The following is a 16,170-nucleotide window of genomic DNA, read 5'->3' on the forward strand; positions in this document are numbered from 1 at the left end:
CGGCGGTGGAGTTACATAGCCTCTGCTACCACTTCCTGTACCTCAGGTACCATCCGCTTTAACAGGCCCTCTATACCCGCTTTTAGCGTAATAGTCGACGAAGGACAGCCACTGCACGAACCACGCAGTTCAACAACCACGGTTCCTTCCGCAAAGGATTTGTAACTGATGGCACCACCATCCTGTTCTACCGCCGGCCGTACATAATCGTGCAGGATCTGCTGGATTTTAATCTCCGTTTCCGTGCCTTCAAAATTTACATTTTCGTCTTTTTCAATTTCCTGTACCTTAAGTTCGGCTTCTACCGCGCCCTTGACAAAATCCTTGAGGATCGCTTCGATATCTTCCCACTCGGCATCGTCGGTTTTGGTAATGGTTACGAAATTACTGGCAAAGAACACACCGTTTACGAAATTAAACTTGAAAAGTTCGCGTGCAAAAGGGGAGGCATTTGCTTTTTCCCGATCCGGAAAATCCAAGCTTCCGTTGATCAATAATTTGTTGACCAGGAACTTCATCGTTGCCGGATTAGGGGTATATTCGGTATATACGTTAATAGTAGCCATTTTATACACTGTTTTTACAAAGGTATTAAATTCCATGTGTATTTCAGTCAGCGTGAAGTCAAAGGGTAGATTTCCACATGTTACGTGCGTATACGGGTACATTTATGTGATGATAGTTCAGTCAGATTCGTCACGTAAAAAGACACCCAGACCTGCAAACTGCTGCAATGGGTATCAAGGTTTGTAGGTTCTGAAACGCGGGGAGCGCATACATAGGCCAGCTTATACGCTTATCGCCGGGAAATGAATAAGAGAGTCTATTCGGCGTCATTAGCAGGAGGCGCTGGATCCTGCTGTGACTCTTTCACCTTATTAACGAGTTCCTTACCTGTTTTGCCTGCTTGTGTGGCTAAATCGGCAATCTTATTACCCGCTCCTGTAAATAACTGCTGTAACCGCTCGCCATCGTCCGTTTTGAAATCCTGTAGTGAAGTGACCTCATTCATCCCCGATACATCAAACTGCAAATAAGGTGCTTCAGGGAACCCCATTGCCCTGGCAATGAATACTGTTGGAATCCGTAACCTTTTCGTGTTGTATTCCTTAACGGCGTGATTGTATTTTTCGCGGCTTTCCTGGATATTCTGCTCGCACTGCTGTATGCTATCCACCAACCGGTGATACTGTTCATTGGCTTTTAGGTTGGGAAATTTTTCAGCAATTCCCTGCACTGTGGCTAATACAGTGCCGGATTGCTGATAGGAGTTGGCTAGGTTGGTAGCCGACGTATCCTGCGATACCTTGAGCTGGATCAGCTGCTCACCTTCCTGGTAATTTTTCACCACATCGATTAACTGGTTAATTAATGCTAACTTTTTGCTGATTGCTACCTGGGCATTGGAAGCCTTTTCACGTACATCCTGCGCCAATTTCTGCAATCCATTGTAAGAACTGGCGGCCACGATGAGGAAGAGTACGAGCAGAGTAATAAAGGAAAATAACATAATACGATATGTGTTAACGATTCTGGTTGGATAGCAGGATAGGTACATAAAATTCGCCATCGGTAATGATTACTTCTTTCAGGTCTGGATACGGTGTATAAGCACGCATCGAAAATGTGCCCTTGACGGTTGTATCGTTAATCTGGCTAAACTGGGCAGATGCAACGTCTTTCACTTCAAATGGAAGTGATGGCGATTGGTAAAGCTGCGCATGGTACTTTTCAGCCGATGCGCTGTAATGCGAACCGAAGACCTTCGAAATACGTTGATTGTATTCGGGCCACTCAAGCCGTTCCGAAAGTTGGTAGACCGTGCCTGTCTTGAGTGGTCCGGCGTCCGTAACGGCAAGGAAAATCGCATCCCTATCCTGATCGTTTTCCTGCAAACGTCCTTGTATGAGGCATTGCCTGGCATCAGTATCGGGTAGCGTAAGAAATATTGCGTAGACTAGTTGCTCATCTGTGTATTCGTGGCTTACCCCGTTGGCTTTATATCGAATATAATATGCCCCGGGAGCATCCGCTTCTTCAATGGGTACATCATCCGATTTACTGCATGCACCTGCCAAAAATCCCAGACAAACCAGTATGGCGATAAAACGTAAAGGATAATTGCCCATCGTGGTGATTTTTTTTCAAATAGAAGCTTCTTCTATGAAAAAAACAACACTCAATGATTAACTGCCGCTTCATGATGATTAACTGCTGATGCCGGATGAATATGTGTGATGGGCCTGATAGCTGCAGGCTGATCACCCATGGCATTGCGATATTTTAAATTGTATATGCCCTTATCTTTCTGTAAGTTTGATTCAGAAATCTCTGCAAATGAAGAAACTGACAACCTTTACCTGTGTTTCAATGATTTGTTTATCTGCTACGGGGCAAACGCTCGTTGATTCGCTTAAGAATGAATTGGCCGGCCTTTCCTCTGCCGATACAACCCGCGTAACCTTACTGCTCAATATCGCTGATGCGCTTGTGTGGAATGATCCACAGGAAGCCTTAACATACGTAAAACAGGCGGCCCGGTTAACCGACGATCTCCGATGGCAAAAGGGTAAAGCGTATGCCTTACGGCAAGAAGGCGTTATATACTATGAGCAATCAGATCCAACACGTGCAATGGACCGGTTTCACGACGCACTGAAGGCTGCAGAATCGCTGCAGGACCGATCTTTCGAGGCTTCTATTTATAACAACATTGCCAATATTTACAGCGATCTGAAACAATACGATATGGCGCTTGACCATTACAGGCGCTTATTAACCGTTTCCGAAGCACTTCAGGACACGACGAAGATCATAATTGCTACAGTAAACATAGCCAGTGTGTATATCGAACAGCAACAGCTGTCGATGGGTATCGCTAGTCTGAACCGGGCACTTTTATTAGCCCAGTATATTAAAAATAAGCGGTTTGAAATGGCTATCCAAAATAACCTGGGAAGGGCACTGGCTAAACGGGGTGATGATGAGTTGGCGCTCGGGCATTTCAACAATTGTTTACAGCTCGCCGAACAATTGGGTAGCGACGGCATCAAAGCCAACGTGCTCAATAGCATCGCCGAAATCATGTTCAATCGGCACCAATATGCCCAGGCCGAAGATCGAAGCAAAGAGGCACTTGCACTGGCGGAAAAAGTAGCTGCCCTCGAATGGCAAGCTAATGCCTGGCAGACGTTAAGTAACATCCATGAACGCCAACGCAAGCCAGGTGAGGCGTTGCACGCTTATAAACAGTTCATCGCTCTTCGTGACAGCGCTGTAAATGATGAAAAGAAAGCGGAGATCACCCGTAAGGAAATGCAGTTTGCATTGGAGAAACAGGAGGCGGCTGCTGTTGCTGAGATGGTACGCCAACGAAGCATCACCTATGCCGTCATTGGCGTGGCTTTAGTGATCATGGGCGCATTTGCTTTTGGTTGGCGCTTGTACAAGCGTAAACGTGACAGTGATGAGCTTAAGAAGATCGCTGAATTTGAAGCATTGGTGGCCGACACGGAGATGAAAGCATTGCGGGCCCAATTGAACCCACATTTTATCTTTAACGCATTGAATGCCATTGGCAACAGTATTGCTGAGCGGGATTTTGATACTGCGGGAAGTTACCTCACCCGATTTGCCAAACTCATTCGGCAGATTCTGGAAAATTCAGAGCGTAAGGAAATTTCCTTAACCACCGATTTGGAACTGTTAACGGGATACATTCAGCTCGAATCAATGCGTTTACAAGGAAAATTCACATATTCAGTAGACGTCGCGGCAGATATCGATCCTGAAAACACCCTTGTACCACCGCTGATTATGCAACCATTGATCGAAAATAGTATCTGGCATGGAATCCTGCCGAAGGAAGGTCCTGGACACATACAAATTCGGGTACAGAAGGAAGAAGAATCGCTTTGCTATACCGTGGAAGACAATGGTATAGGAAGGACGAATGTAAACGGGCAGTCTGCCACAGCTAAACGGTCCATGGGAATTGCTTTGACAAAAGCGCGGGTTTCGATTGCGGGTACGCATCAAAATAAACCGTCGGCTATTTTGTTTGACGATTTGCCCGATGGGCTGGCGGTAACAATTAAACTGCCACTGTCGCTACAATTTTAATCAGATATCGCATGATCAATGCCGTTATTATAGACGATGAGCCACACTGTATCCAGCATCTGCAGCGACTCCTGCAACACTATGCTCAAGATAACGTGCGGTTATTGGGCACATTTGAGAATATTGAACAGGGGATTGTTGCAGTTGGAGAACTGAAACCTGATTTACTATTTTTGGATATTCAACTGCAGGGACAGACTGGTTTTGACCTACTGCGCCAGCTTGATACCAGTCGGATAGCCATTATTTTCATCACAGCATATGATCAATATGCCGTGCAGGCATTCCGGTTCAGCGCAACGGACTACCTCCTCAAGCCTGTTGATGGCGACGATTTGATAGAAAGCTTACGAAAAGTAACCGATAATATCGAAAAAAAAGAAGCAGCTGCCCGATATGAACTTTTATTTGAGCATTTAGATTATCCGCCGGGTATGCAGGCCAAAATTGCGTTACCATCTGCGGAAGGGTGGGATTTTATTTCGATCGATAATATCATTCGATGTGAAGCCCAGGGTAATTATACGTTATTTATTTTGCGAGAAGCAAAACCACTCCTAGTTTCCAAGACATTAAAGGGGTACGAACAGTTGCTGGAGAGTCGAGGTTTTTTCCGGATTCATCACGCACACCTGATCAACCTGAATCATATCAATAAATACCATAAAAGTGGATTTGTGACCCTGAACGACGGGTCCAGTGTTGAAGTGTCCACCAGAAGACGGGAGGCCTTTGTAGCCCGGTTAACCGCACGTAGCAGATAGTCTTCCTTTCGCTTGGGGAATCGAATGCTTTACCAGTATGGTAGTCAGGAAGTCATTTTTTAGGATCTTTCCAATAGGAAATAACCAATACTCGTATCTTTGCTGCTATAGTAATTACGTCTAATTTGATGAAAGCGATTCAGTTATTGTTAGCCGGGTTATTTATAACTGTTGCCGTAGCCACCGGCCAGGAAGCGCCCGCAACGCCTAAAACGGTATTAGTAGATTCCGCCTTGGCCCAGCGTTTATTTGCGGTGGACGGTGAGCAGACCACCGTAGGCCAGGTATTGGCTGCCAACCGGGGAAAGACTGTGCTGCTATACGTATGGGCTACTTGGTGTCCTGATTGTATCAAGGGGTTTCCGGCACTTTATGCGCTCCAGCGCGCTAATCCGGATGTTCATTTTTTATTCCTTTCCTTGGATCGAGAAGCGCAACGATGGACCGATGGGATTGAAAAATATCAGCTAAAAGGTGAGCATTACTGGTTTAAAACCGGGTGGAAAAATGCATTTACGAATTACATCGACCTGAACTGGATTCCGCGGTACATGGTCATTGATCCCAAAGGTGATATCGCTAGCTATTATGCGATTAGTGCCGATGACCCAGCTATACAGCGGGCCATCGACGAGGTCGCAGACCGGTAACGGACGGGTTTAAACCCCCGTATAATTCGCCGGTGTGATGGACTTAAGTTCGGTTTTTACACGCTCATCGACGTTAAGCCCGTCCACAAAGCCAGCAATTGCCTCTTGTGTCACCGCCTCATTGGTTCGGGTCAGTTCCTTAAGCGCTTCATAGGGCTTCGGATAGCCTTCGCGTCGCAGTATGGTCTGTATGGCTTCAGCCACCACAGCCCAGTTTTGCTCCAGGTCGGCTTTTAATGCGTTTTCGTTCAGAATGAGTTTCTGAAGCCCACGGACGGTTGATTTTATTGCAATCAATATATGCGCCATCGGAACGCCGATGTTACGCAGTACAGTGGAGTCGGTCAGGTCGCGCTGCAACCTGGAAATCGGCAATTTAGCCGCCAGGTGTTCCAGCAACGCACTGGCGATACCCAAGTTACCTTCCGCATTCTCAAAATCAATGGGATTCACCTTGTGGGGCATAGCCGACGAGCCAATCTGGCCTTTGGTGATCTTCTGCTTGAAATAATCCATGGAGATATACGTCCAAATGTCCCTGCAAAGGTCAATCATGATCGTATTAATGCGTTTCAGCGCATCACAATGTGCGGCAAAATAATCATAATGCTCAATCTGGGTGGTGGTTTTTGAACGGTGCAGACCAAGCGTGTCCTCAACGAATGCATTGCCAAAAGCAACCCAATCCGTTTCCGGGTAGGCGACCTTATGGGCATTGAAATTGCCGGTAGCCCCCCCGAATTTAGCGCCATAGGGTATCGCTTCCAGTTGCTGGCGCTGCGCGATCAGCCGTTCGGTGAAGACACGTATTTCCTTCCCCAGCCGCGTAGGAGAAGCTGGCTGCCCATGTGTCCGGGCAAGCATAGGTACCTTTGACCAATCGGTAGCCAGGCGGTCCAGCGCATCGATCAGCGTATTCAGCTGTGGCAGATAAACCTCCATGAGGGCCTTCTTCCAGGAGTAGGGAATGGCGGTATTATTTATGTCCTGTGAAGTCAGGCCAAAATGGATAAATTCGAGCGAATCGGTCAACCCCATTGCTTCAAAACGGTCTTTCAGGAAATATTCGACCGCTTTTACGTCGTGATTGGTTTCTTTCTCTTTCGTTTTGATCCATTGCGCATCTTCGAGTGAAAACTGTTCGTAAATGGCTCTTAATCTACCATTAAGTGTGCCGTCGAAATGCTGCAGTTGCGGGATACCGCTGTTGCAAAGACGGATAAAATACTCAACCTCAACAAACACCCGGTATTTGATGAGCGCATATTCGGAAAAGTAGTCCGCCAATTCCTTCGTGGCGTTATGGTAGCGGCCGTCAACAGGAGAAACAGCCGTAAGCGGTAATAAGTCCATGCATTGTGATTTGTCGCAAAGGTAAAAAAATGTAGGGAGAAACTTAGGGAAACGAAGGACTCTGCATGGAATCTGTGGTTTTTAATGAGTCCACGCTCCTGGCGCGCGAAGTGTCGCCCCAGGTCGGGGAGTCATCCGACAGTGTATCAGTTAACATGGAATCGCCGACCGAACGGTCAGGGTAAGGCGATCGTTCTTCATTTTGCCCGCGGTTTCCGCAGGATAATACCATCAGGCTAACCGAAATCAGCAGGACTAGCGTGCCCGCTTTCAGGATCGGTGTTTTTTGTTGTGAAGTGTTCGAATAAGAAGTCATCGTCGTCTGTATTATGTGTGCTTACTGAAAGCAACAGTGGCTTCTGCCAGATGTTTTAAAAAAAGCCAATTTCGAATTCATGTTAACAAAAACGGGCTACGGTTGTTACCTTAACAGACAAACAGACGTTCCGCACATGGATCATAATGAAAGTCAACATAAAATACTTATTGCACTGATTGCAATTCATAAAGAACGCATCGCGCTGTACGAAGAGCTAGTGCGGCATGTGCCGGGAAATCCCATCGAATTGCGGTCGGCACTGGAAGACCTGATTGCCCAAGCGCGCATGTTCAAGCAGGCCCTTATTGAAGCAATAACTGGCTATGGTGAACTGTCGGACATTGGGAATGAATCCGACCGACCGGCGTTCTATGAAACCTGGTGCAGGCAGGTGGCGGCCATACGCGATCGACCATCCACGGTGCAACTGATGCACATTGAGCAGGCGATGCAGCTGGCTTATGAAATGGCCCAAGCCGACTTGCAGGATGAAACGATCGGCGATATGCTCCAGAGCCAGCGGGACGAGCTTGATTATAACATCACCAAACTTCATCTTCTTATCCGGAAAACAGCGGATAACGCCGAATAAAAGTAATCACGGATATGAAAGTAGTGAAACAGGAACTGACAACTATTTATCGGGATGCATTGAAGTTACTGCTCGATTCAGGATGTGAATTTATGGTGGGCGGCGGTTTCGCGGTTGTTCAATATACCGGCATTTTTCGGGATACCAAAGACCTGGATGTATTCTGCAGGGCAGCAGATTATCCAAAAATACTGAAATGTTTCGCCAATAACGGATACCGAACGGAACTGACGGACGTGAGATGGCTTGCGAAAATCTTTAAAAATGACTGTTTTATCGACATTATCTTTGATACCGTAAACAACATTTGCACGGTGGACGATGTATGGTTCGATCATGCGCAGAAGGGTAATTTCTGCGGCCTGGATGTGAAATTCATTCCGCCGGAAGAATTGATCTGGTGCAAAATATACGTTCAGAACAGAGAGCGGTATGACAGCGCCGACATTAATCATATTTTATTGAAATATGGGCGTAGCCTGGATTGGTCGCGCCTGCTGCAGCGGCTCGATGCACATTGGCACCTGCTACTTTCACAGCTGACCATTTTTCAGTTCGTTTATCCGGCTGATTACCGGGATATCATTCCGGATTGGTTGTACCACGATTTGCTGGCCCGGGCCCGGGAACAATATGAACTGCCTCCGCCCGTTGAAAAAGTATGCCGTGGACCATTAATTGATCAAACCCAGTATGCGACCGATATCAAATCGTGGGGATATAAAGCGTACACCATTAAAACCGTATGAGCACAATGGAAGCAGTAAAAAAGCGGGTCCGCATTGCGGCCACAGCCGATTTGCATGTCCGTGAAACCGATCGCGGGAAATGGAAAGATTACTTCAAGGCAATCTGTCAGGAGGCTGACATCCTGGTGTTAGCGGGCGACCTGACAGATACGGGCGATGAGGATGAGGCGGCATTGTTGGTGGAAGAACTGAAAGGGTGTAACCTAGCTGTCGTGGGGGTGTTGGGGAATCATGATTATGAAAAGGACCGGCAGAAACTAATCAAACAGGTACTTAATGAAGCAGGCGTTCAGATCCTGGATGGAGAATCAGCCATTATACAGGGGGTGGGTTTTGCAGGGATAAAGGGCTTTGGCGGTGGTTTTGGCAATCATATGCTCGCTAAATTCGGTGAGGGCATGATGAAAGCGTTTGTGCAGGAAGCCGTGGAAGAGGCGCTCAAACTGGAACGCGCCCTTGCTCGACTGGGGCAGCATCATGGTCAATTGAATAAGATCGCTATCATGCACTATGCGCCGCTGGCAGCCACCGTTGAGGGAGAACCGTTGGAGATCTATCCTTTCCTGGGATCTTCGCGCCTTTTGGAACCGTTGCAACGCAATAAAGTGGCTGCAGTTTTTCATGGCCATGCGCATATGGGCCAATACGAGGGGCAGACTGCAGACGGTACGAACGTCTGGAACGTATCCCTGCCGGTGCTGGCCAGACAGGGTAAAATCCAACCGTTCCACCTGCTGGAGGTCGAAGCCCTAGACGACGTAACACAACGTATTCAGTAGGGTATCAATGGACGAAGCATATTAATTTGAATAATAATAACATGAATAAACACCTCTACCAAAGCGGCATTATCGGAAATTGCGCCTATATGGCTCACGTGCAGATGAACACCAATATTTCCTGGTTGTGCTGGCCGTCGTTTGACAGTTCATTTATTTTTGGCAGCATGCTCGATGAGGACAAGGGCGGGGAATTCTCCATACTTCCCGTAGGTGATTACAGCAGCAAACAGTATTACATTGAAAACACCAATATCATCCGCACCGAAATAACGGCCGGTGACGGTACCTATCGGATTACGGATTTTGCCCCGCGCTTCAGGCAGTACCAGCGCTATTTCAAGCCGCTGATGCTGATCCGTAAGATCGAACCGCTGACCGATCGGCCCCGGATCCGTATCAAATGCCGGCCGGTGCACGCGCATGGCCTTGGGCACTTCGAAAAATACAGGGGCAGCAACCACGTGGAATTCCGGAATGGTACAGAACAGCTGCGGCTTACAACCAATATACCGGTAAGTCATTTTTTCGGGGAAACCCCAATCGTTTTAAGCGAAACCAAGTACCTCGTACTCACGTATGGGAATCCCCTGGAAGCTCCGCTTGAGCGGACCGTGGAAGAATTTCTGCGGGAAACCATTACCTATTGGCGTACCTGGATTAAACATGCGACCATTTCAACGTTTTATCAGGAAGAAGTGATCCGTTCGGCACTTACGTTAAAACTACACCAGTACGAAGATACCGGCGCAATTATCGCCGCGAGTACCACCAGTCTGCCTGAATACCCCGGCAGTGGCCGGAACTGGGATTACCGATATTGCTGGTTGCGGGACAGCTATTATGTCCTTTCGGCCCTGAACCATATCGGTCAGTTTGAGGAAATGGAACAATATGCGCATTATATTACGGATATCACACATGCCGACCCCGGTCGGCTGCAGCCGCTTTATGGAATTAACGGGCAGCTGAAGCTTAGCGAGAAAATGCTTGACCATCTCGCCGGTTATCAGGGCAATAAACCCGTTAGAGTGGGTAACCAGGCTTATGAGCACATTCAGAATGACGTATACGGACAGGCTATGATTGCCCTGCTGCCGTTGTATACTGATCACCGGTTTGTATTCAGGGAACGATCGGACACTGCCAGATGGGTAGATTACATCCTTAAAAAAATAGAAGAGACCATTGACGAACAGGATGCAGGGATATGGGAGTTCCGGAATTTCGCCAATCACCACTGCTATTCCAATTTATTTCAATGGGCCGGCTGCGCTGCAGCCCAGAAAATCGGCGTGGCCATCGGTGACGACGAGCTCATCCAGCGTGCCAAGGCACTTAGGCAGCGGGCTGCCCAGTATGTCGAACGGTGTTACGACGAAAAACGACAGGTGTATACTAATGCGGTAGATAGCCCGCACCTGGACGCCAGTACGCTACAGCTGATCATGATGCATTATCTCGATCCGGCGTCCGACCGGGCGCAGCATCATCTCCGGGCGCTGGAAAAGGAATTGAAGACCCCTCAGGGCCTTTTTTACCGTTACCTCCATGCCGATGATTTTGGCCGGCCGAAGTCCACGTTTTTAATCTGTGCTTTCTGGTATGTGGAAGCACTGGCATGCGTTGGACGCATTGACGAAGCTGTTTCGACATTTGAACGGCTATTGAGTTATTCCAACCACCTGATGCTATTCAGTGAAGATGTCGATGAAAACGACGGAAGCCAGTGGGGTAATTTTCCACAGGCTTACAGCCACGTAGGGTTGATGAACGCAGCCTACCGGATTTCAATGAAATTGGATCGTCCGATCTTTCTTCCGTAAAAAACGGAGCCTGCCGGTCTGTTATTGAATGAGCGATCCGAGCAACTGCCGCACATCCTGCCACCGCTTGACATAGTAGCGGGCAGCGGACATTACATCCCCCACTTTAATGGTAATGGCCGTTTCGGGGAGCACTTCGAATGTATCCTCATCGGTGCGGTCGTCGCCAATGGCCAGTATAAAATCATAATGATTGCCATGCAGGATATCCAGTGTTGCCCGTCCCTTATTTACTTCGGCACTCCTTATCTCCACCACTTTGTCGCCATCCAGCAGTTGAAGGCCAAAGGTTGAAGAGAAATTTTTCAGGCTGTCAATCAGTTCGTTGGCTCGGAGGATCCCCAGGCCGGTTTCTACTTTGCGGTAGTGCCACGCAAGCGAAAAGCTCTTCTCCTCTACAAAAGCGCCCGGCGTCCGGTCGGCATACGATTCCATTAAGACGCCGACCTCTTCTTTCCATCGGTTGGATAATCCGGATTTAAGCCGCCAGGGTGTTTCCGGATCCTTGGTCCATACCCCATGCTCGGCCACGAGGCTATACCTGGTTCCATTAAACCATTTGTCCAGTGTTTGGTGTTTTCGGCCGCTGATAATCACCATGTGATTGGCCACATCGCGGTCCAGGGCGTTCAAAAGCGTGTAAAGCGCCTCGTCGGGAGAGGCTTTGTCAATGTCGTCGTGAAACCCGACCAACGTTCCGTCGTAGTCGAGCAGTAGCAACCTGCTGGACGCCTGCCGGTAAGCTGAAATAATACGGTCATTAATTTCCTCGTGTACCAGCCTGGCTTTTGTCGATTGTTGCAATGATTTGATTTCTTTTAATCGGTTCATAAATAATCTGGCCCAATGGTGTACGGTGAATTTAAACACCAATGCGCGCATGTTTTCCATCCTTCGTCGTTCTTCCTCGCGGGGCATATCCAACGCCGTCAACAGCGCATCCCTGATGTCGTGGATGTTATTCGGGTTTACGATCAGCGCATCGATCAGCTCCTTGGATGCTCCGGCCATTTCACTTAGGATCAGGATCCCGTCAAGATTCTTCCGGCAGGCGACATACTCCTTACATACGAGGTTCATCCCGTCGCGCATCGGCGTCACCAGGCAGATATCAGCGGCATTATACAGCGCGGTAATCTCTTCCATGGGGTAACCGTGATAAAAATAAGCGATCGGATACCAGTCAAATGTGCCATATCGCCCATTGATATTACCAACAAGCTGGTCGATATGCTCCTTTAATCTGCGGTACTCCGGCACCGTGTCCCGCGAGGGAACCACTACCATATACAGCGTAATCTTTTTCAAGTACTCGGGATGTTCGCTGAACAGCAGCTCAAAAGCGTTAAGTCGCTGTATGATGCCCTTGCTGTAATCAAGGCGGTCAATGCAAAGGATAATTTTTTGCCCGTCAAAGTTCTGTTTCAGCTCCCGGACCCGTTTCAACACCCCTTCGTCGACCGAAAGCCGCGCAAATTTTTCACTGTCAATACCCATGGGGTAAGGTTCGGCGAAAACAGCGCGCCCATCCACCTCCAGACGGTTAAAGCGGCTGTGTATTGGCGAGAGCCGGGTGGCTGAACTTACAAAGTGCCGGACATCATCAAACGTATGAAAACCCAGTAAATCGGCGCCCAGCATGCCGCCCAGCAGTTCGCTGCGCCATGGAATCAGACGGAAAAGCTCCTGCGAAGGGAATGGGATGTGTTGAAAGAAAGCAATGGTGGCATCCGGCAATGCCTGGCGAATCAGGCCCGGCAGCAGCAACAGCTGGTAATCGTGAATCCAGATCGTGTCGTTCGCCTCCGCATGTTCCAGCACGGCATCACGGAAACGCTCGTTTACGCGTTTGTAGGTTTCCCAATTATTGATGTCATAATTGGCATACGTACTGATGTAATGGAAAATTGGCCAGAGTACCTCATTGGAAAAACCTTCGTAAAATCCGTTGATTTCTTCCTCGGTCAAAAATAGCGGCACCAATTGCTGTTTTTTCAGGGCCGTCCGGAAATAAGCCTGTTGGTCTGCATCCGCGATGTATAATCCCGACCACCCGATCCAGATATTTCCTTCTTGTTTATGGATAGATGCCAACCCTGTGGCCAGTCCGCCTTCGCTGGGCTGGAGTTCCGGTCCGTCCGCGCCTTCAGAAATCCTGACGGGTAACCGGTTGGAGACAATAATGGTTTTACTCACGCTTCTTTGGTTTCACGCTGATGGGCATCGCGTCCATCAAGCACAATCGTAGTTACTTGGTGCTTAATATAATCAATATAATCCGTTTCCGCAATCAGATCGTAATCCGTCCACCGGTAACCGGCAACGTTGCGCCAGATACATAGTTGGCCTCGTCTGATGCTAGAAATACATATGCGGTTGCCACTTCCGCAGGCTGTCCCGGACGTTTAAACGGAGTGTTTTCGCCAAAATGTTCATGTTCCGGTATTGTAGACGGGATAAGTGGCGTCCAAATCGGTCCGGGTGCAACCGCATTGACCCGGATTCCCTTGCGTTGCTCCAGCAGGATCTGACTGAGATTAGCAGAAAAATTCTGGATTGCCGCTTTGGTTGCAGCGTAGGGGAGGAGCGTGGCATTTGGTTCATAAGCATTGACCGATGTCGTATTGATGATGCTCGATCCGGGGCGCATATGCGGGACGGCAGCCTTACACAGGTAAAACATGCTGTGAATATTGACGGCAAATGTCTTTTGCCATTCGTCGGCAGAAATGTCCTGCAGGGTTTTGCGCGACATCTGGAACGCCGCATTGTTGACCAGTATGTCAACGGTGCCAAATTCACTTACTGCTGTTTCGATAATGTGCTGGCAGTGTTGCTCCCGGCTGATATCACCTTTAATCAATACCGCCTGCTGTCCGGCTTCCCGTATGTAAGCCGCGGTATCTTCGGCATCCTCGTCCTCCATATCGGCCAGGTAGCTGATGAGCACATCCGCCCCTTCACGGGCAAATGCAATAGCCACAGCTTTGCCAATTCCCGAATCGCCACCGGTGATAATGGCTTTTTTGCCCGTTAACCGGCCTGATCCGCGGTAGGTTTTTTCTCCATGGTCGGCCCGGGGTACGAGGTCGCTTTCCTTTCCGGGGATTTCCTGGGGTTGTTTTGGAAAAGGCGGGCTGGGGTAACGGTCGGCCGGATTCACCTGTTTCCCCGCAGTGCCGATGGCCGGGTGTCCTTCTTCCTGATTGGTTTGATTCGTCATCATTGAAAATTATTACTGAACTGTATACCACTAACAATTTACCGGATGTGTAGTTTTGATTTAATGGGATCCGTTATTGCAGCCGGCCGCTTTCCATCTAAAAGGAGGTTGTCATCATTACGTTTCAAAACATTTAAGCAGCCTCCACTGTTAAGGGGAAACAACAAGACAGCTACGTATGGCAATTAAGAAAGAAAGTGAGGCACTCTCTGCCGGAGGAAAAGCGCTACCCAATAAAAAGGCGCCTGACCTGATTCGGGCACGGCACGATCTCAAGGACAAAAAGGCGCAAAAGAATTACGAAGGGGGCATTGACCCGCAGGACGAACAGTTGAACACCCTTCCCGAAGGGACCGGCTCACAACGGGGCAATTCCAAACCGGGGGGCGGAAACCGCATACATCGTGATCCGGCCGGACCGGATAAAGACCGGGATTAACCAGATACATGCTTAATATACACCAAAACGATCCGGTGCCATTGCCCGCAGTAGCCCGTTGTGCGCGGTTACTCACCGATAAGGAGTTGACGGTTGCATTCGCCGAAAGTGCAACAGGGGGGCGCCTGTGCGCCGAATTCACCCTTGCGCCGAATGCAGGAGCGTTTCTCAAGGGATCCATCGTGTGTTATGACGCCTGCATTAAGCATACCTTACTGGGGGTGCCCATGGCAGTCATTGAACGTCACACCGCAGAATCCAGCGAGGTAACCCGTTTGCTGGCCCTTGGATTAAGAAACTGGATCGACGCGGACATCTACATTGCCGTAACCGGACTGACGCATCCCGGCGGCAGCGAGAGCGCAGCAAAACCAGTAGGTACCATGTTTATCCACCTGCTGGACAGCCGTGGAGAGGTTAGCCTTCGGAAAACATTCGAGGGAAGTCCAGAAACCATCGTGTTGCAGACCGTATCGGAGATCGCCAATTACCTGATACGGCATTTTTAATGCTGAATAAATATGTTTATCTTGTAAAAATTTTTGAAACAAAAAGACGTATATATTGTATACTTCCCAAAGTAACCATTTGAGCAGTATATAATCGTTTTTTAGGGGATATAAACTTAAATTATTCTTACATTTTTCCAGCGCACTACTTCAATGAAGAAAAAAATTCTTTACATCGAAGACGATCCGGACATGGCAGAAATCGTTTCCGAAATCATGCAATACGAGCATTATGAAGTGATCACGGATAGTGGAAAGTCAATGTATAAATACCTGGCAGATGGGGAAGTAGGTCTTATCCTCATGGATGAAGGGCTAAGCTGGTGCTGGGGCAGCAATCTTTGCCGGGAGCTGAGGTCAAATAAAGACACGGCCGAGATTCCGATCATTATGATCTCGGCGGTGCGGGAGATTCAGGATATTGCAGCGAACTGTGGTGCCAATGCGTACATACGCAAACCGTTTGAAATATATGACGTGATTGATGCGATCAATGAACATTACCCTAAAAGCCTTTCCTGAATTGGTGAGCTCTTAGTGTTTTTGAACTTTAATCCATCGATGTATATGTTTGAGGGGGCATTGGCCCCAGGGAGTCATTTAATAAATTCAGTGAATCAACACAGATTGGTATGAAAGCAAACAAAGTACATCGTAATTTGGCAGGCGCTATGCTGGCTGCCTCTTCCCTTGGTTCAGCACAATTATCCGATTCAGGCCGGAGGGATTGGAATAAACATGACAGCAGCAATGACGATGCGTCTTTTCGAAGCCTTGAAAATTTTAAGATGGCACTGCTTTTTAATGAGGTCCAGGGCCAGTTCGGAAAAAAATAGAAAACCTAA

Annotated in this window: 18 protein-coding genes; 11 read left to right on the forward strand and 7 right to left on the reverse strand. The window is 48.3% G+C overall.

Features of this window, described 5'->3' with window-relative positions:
* Positions 1–11: 11 nt before the first annotated feature.
* The 3 genes from ABWO75_RS03075 to ABWO75_RS03085 all read right to left on the reverse strand — a co-directional run bounded on the left by ABWO75_RS03075 (position 12) and on the right by ABWO75_RS03085 (position 2,129).
* Positions 12–566, reverse strand: coding sequence for a NifU family protein (locus ABWO75_RS03075; protein ID WP_353182434.1), 555 nt, complete (start codon positions 564–566; stop codon positions 12–14).
* Between the two features lie 257 nt (positions 567–823).
* Positions 824–1,510, reverse strand: a complete 687-nt coding sequence (locus tag ABWO75_RS03080) for a LemA family protein (RefSeq protein ID WP_353182436.1) — start codon at positions 1,508–1,510, stop codon at positions 824–826.
* A gap of 13 nt (positions 1,511–1,523) precedes the next feature.
* The gene (locus ABWO75_RS03085) at positions 1,524–2,129 is read right to left on the reverse strand and encodes a hypothetical protein (protein ID WP_353182438.1); all 606 of its coding nucleotides are present in this window, start codon (positions 2,127–2,129) and stop codon (positions 1,524–1,526) included.
* A gap of 241 nt (positions 2,130–2,370) precedes the next feature.
* Between ABWO75_RS03085 and ABWO75_RS03090 the strand changes: the two genes are divergently transcribed.
* From ABWO75_RS03090 to ABWO75_RS03100, 3 genes are all read left to right on the forward strand, one after another.
* On the forward strand, positions 2,371–4,122 hold the full coding sequence (locus tag ABWO75_RS03090; protein WP_353182440.1) for a tetratricopeptide repeat protein: 1,752 nt from the start codon (positions 2,371–2,373) through the stop codon (positions 4,120–4,122).
* An 11-nt stretch (positions 4,123–4,133) separates the two neighbouring features.
* Complete coding sequence (locus ABWO75_RS03095) at positions 4,134–4,886, forward strand: LytR/AlgR family response regulator transcription factor (protein WP_353182442.1); 753 nt, start codon at positions 4,134–4,136, stop codon at positions 4,884–4,886.
* A 128-nt stretch (positions 4,887–5,014) separates the two neighbouring features.
* Positions 5,015–5,536, forward strand: coding sequence for a TlpA family protein disulfide reductase (locus tag ABWO75_RS03100; protein WP_353182444.1), 522 nt, complete (start codon positions 5,015–5,017; stop codon positions 5,534–5,536).
* 9 nt (positions 5,537–5,545) lie between these two features.
* On the opposite strand, the gene purB is transcribed toward ABWO75_RS03100, so the two are convergent.
* Together purB and ABWO75_RS03110 are read right to left on the reverse strand one after the other, a co-directional pair.
* Positions 5,546–6,889 (reverse strand): adenylosuccinate lyase, encoded by a 1,344-nt coding sequence (purB, locus tag ABWO75_RS03105; protein ID WP_353182446.1) that lies wholly within the window; start codon positions 6,887–6,889, stop codon positions 5,546–5,548.
* Positions 6,890–6,932: 43 nt separating this feature from the next.
* Positions 6,933–7,205, reverse strand: a complete 273-nt coding sequence (locus ABWO75_RS03110) for a hypothetical protein (RefSeq protein WP_353182448.1) — start codon at positions 7,203–7,205, stop codon at positions 6,933–6,935.
* Between the two features lie 136 nt (positions 7,206–7,341).
* On the opposite strand from ABWO75_RS03110, the gene ABWO75_RS03115 reads away from it, so the two are divergent.
* From ABWO75_RS03115 to ABWO75_RS03130, 4 genes are read left to right on the forward strand one after another with little or no spacing between them, the layout of a single operon-like run.
* Positions 7,342–7,800, forward strand: a complete 459-nt coding sequence (locus ABWO75_RS03115) for a hypothetical protein (RefSeq protein WP_353182450.1) — start codon at positions 7,342–7,344, stop codon at positions 7,798–7,800.
* A 14-nt stretch (positions 7,801–7,814) separates the two neighbouring features.
* Positions 7,815–8,549, forward strand: coding sequence for a nucleotidyltransferase (locus ABWO75_RS03120; protein ID WP_353182453.1), 735 nt, complete (start codon positions 7,815–7,817; stop codon positions 8,547–8,549).
* Positions 8,546–9,328 carry a metallophosphoesterase family protein gene (locus ABWO75_RS03125; RefSeq protein WP_353182455.1) on the forward strand — a complete coding sequence of 261 codons (783 nt, stop codon included), beginning with the start codon at positions 8,546–8,548 and terminating at the stop codon, positions 9,326–9,328. The genes ABWO75_RS03120 and ABWO75_RS03125 overlap by 4 nt, the downstream gene beginning before the upstream one ends.
* 41 nt (positions 9,329–9,369) lie before the next feature.
* Positions 9,370–11,154: a glycoside hydrolase family 15 protein gene (locus tag ABWO75_RS03130; protein ID WP_353182457.1), complete on the forward strand. Its 1,785-nt coding sequence runs from the start codon at positions 9,370–9,372 to the stop codon at positions 11,152–11,154.
* Between the two features lie 21 nt (positions 11,155–11,175).
* Here ABWO75_RS03130 and ABWO75_RS03135 read toward each other — a convergent pair whose 3' ends face one another.
* Both ABWO75_RS03135 and ABWO75_RS03140 read right to left on the reverse strand, forming a co-directional pair.
* Complete coding sequence (locus tag ABWO75_RS03135; RefSeq protein ID WP_353182459.1) at positions 11,176–13,350, reverse strand: bifunctional alpha,alpha-trehalose-phosphate synthase (UDP-forming)/trehalose-phosphatase; 2,175 nt, start codon at positions 13,348–13,350, stop codon at positions 11,176–11,178.
* A 94-nt stretch (positions 13,351–13,444) separates the two neighbouring features.
* Positions 13,445–14,380, reverse strand: coding sequence for a glucose 1-dehydrogenase (locus tag ABWO75_RS03140; protein WP_353182461.1), 936 nt, complete (start codon positions 14,378–14,380; stop codon positions 13,445–13,447).
* A 175-nt stretch (positions 14,381–14,555) separates the two neighbouring features.
* Here ABWO75_RS03140 and ABWO75_RS03145 point away from each other — a divergent pair, with 175 nt between their 5' ends.
* From ABWO75_RS03145 to ABWO75_RS03160, 4 genes are all read left to right on the forward strand, one after another.
* The gene (locus ABWO75_RS03145) at positions 14,556–14,816 is read left to right on the forward strand and encodes a hypothetical protein (RefSeq protein WP_353182463.1); all 261 of its coding nucleotides are present in this window, start codon (positions 14,556–14,558) and stop codon (positions 14,814–14,816) included.
* Positions 14,817–14,824: 8 nt separating this feature from the next.
* Positions 14,825–15,325 (forward strand): CinA family protein, encoded by a 501-nt coding sequence (locus ABWO75_RS03150; RefSeq protein WP_353182465.1) that lies wholly within the window; start codon positions 14,825–14,827, stop codon positions 15,323–15,325.
* Between the two features lie 153 nt (positions 15,326–15,478).
* Entirely contained in the window at positions 15,479–15,847 is a 369-nt protein-coding gene (locus ABWO75_RS03155; protein ID WP_353182467.1) for a response regulator transcription factor, read from the forward strand.
* A 110-nt stretch (positions 15,848–15,957) separates the two neighbouring features.
* Entirely contained in the window at positions 15,958–16,161 is a 204-nt protein-coding gene (locus ABWO75_RS03160) for a hypothetical protein (protein WP_353182469.1), read from the forward strand.
* The last annotated feature ends 9 nt before the right edge of the window (positions 16,162–16,170 follow it).

The organism is Parapedobacter lycopersici, assembly GCF_040395035.1.
GTDB lineage: Bacteria > Bacteroidota > Bacteroidia > Sphingobacteriales > Sphingobacteriaceae > Parapedobacter > Parapedobacter lycopersici_A.